General features: G+C 52.9%; 1 protein-coding gene and 1 pseudogene. Both read right to left on the bottom strand.

All coding sequences use genetic code 11. The annotated features are described in order from the left end of the window. Window positions 1-200, bottom strand: a pseudogene (locus PX481_RS15375) (carbon dioxide concentrating mechanism protein); the annotation flags it as partial. Window positions 201-331: 131 nt separating this feature from the next. Next, the coding region (locus PX481_RS15370; protein ID WP_288094900.1) for a RuBisCO small subunit-like domain-containing protein at window positions 332-1,559 on the bottom strand (1,228 nt) is incomplete at its 5' end.

Genomic DNA, 1,559 nt, shown 5'->3' with positions numbered 1-1,559 from the left:
GCACCGATAGCAATAACACCCTGATAGGCGGTTAAAATTGTTCCCATACCCAGGCAAGCACCCGCACCGATAATTATTTGGCTATTGGGGGCTGCTCGGAGAATCACCCCCGGAGCCACGATCGCACTCTCATCAATGGTTACATCACCATTGACATAGAATTCCGAGCGGCTAATAGGTTGAACGGGGGGTAAGGACATAATTGACAGTTATTCAGTGATCAGTGATCAGTGATCGGGGGTTAGGGGGTAGGGGTTAGAGTTTCGGGTATTTTTCCCGATCCGCCAACACCTAACACCTATCTCCGTTCACCGCTCGCCGAGTCCTGAAATTAAGGGCGTTGAATAATCGATTCGAGAACACGGCGTTTCGCTTGGGAGTCAATCCCGATCAGACGAACGTATTCCCCTTGATGGTCGCGCAGACAGGTTTCTAAAGCGGCCACCACATCGGATTCGCGACTGCTCTCGATCGGGGTGCAGCTTTGCCAAGAACTGGTTTTAAAACGACGTTTATCCGCGTGTTCGGCCCCGATTTTGTGACCTTGGTTCAATAAAGAGCGAATTTGAGTGATCGTTTCTGCGGTTAAGGTACTGGTTAAAGTGGCAGTACCGCCGCCAGAAGAACCAGAAGCATAGCTTTTGAAACTCGGTTCAGCAACGGTGGCGGTTTTACTGCTGCCATTACTACTCACCGAACCATCGGGACGCTGGATCACCGTTTCTAAAACCCGTTTTTTGGCTTTAGCATCGATACCGAGTAAGCGGACGTATTCGCCGCTATGTTCCCGTAAACAATCTTCCAAAGCAGTAATTACATCAGATTCGCGATTGCTTTCGATCGGGGCGCAACTCTGCCAAGAACTGGTTTTAAACCGGCGTTTATCCGCGTGTTCGGTGCCGATTTTGTAGCCTTGGGCGAGCAGGGAACGAATTTGAGCGATCGTTTCCCCACTTAAGCTACCACTACTGCTATAACTGGCTCCGTTACTAGCGGGGGCGCTGTAGCTGCTGGCTTTGCCGCTGCCGTTACTAGCGGGGGTGCTGCCGGGGCGGTGAATAATCATTTCGACGACGCGTTTTTTCGCTTGCGGGTCGATCCCGATCAGACGGACGTACTCATCGCTATTTTCAGTCACGATCGCTTCAATATCGCGAATGATGCCCGCTTCGCTCTTGGTTTCGATCGCCGGTCCGGTTAACCAAGAACTGGTTTTAAACCGGCGTTTATCCGCGTGTTCGGTGGCGATTTTCAGTCCTTGGGCCAGCAGGGAACGCACTTGTACGGACAGGTCGGAATGGCCGTTACCGTTGCCATGACCGCCGTGGACGGCGGTGGTGGTGCGGGCCGGTTCTCCCGGGGTGTCTTCGGGGCGTTGGATAATCATTTCCAGTATGCGCCGTTTAGCGGCGGGATCTACTCCGATCAGGCGGACGTATTCGCCTTGCAGGTCTCTCAGGGAGGCTTCTAGGGATTGGGATACCTGTTCTTCGCGGCCGCCGTCGATAAAGCCGGCACTTAACCAAGAACTGGTTTTAAAGCGGCGTTTGTCAGCGTAT

It is taken from the genome of Microcystis sp. M53603_WE2 (genome assembly GCF_030065435.1).
Note: the sequence above shows the minus strand (reverse complement) of the source record. Positions and strands in the feature narration are given on the sequence as shown.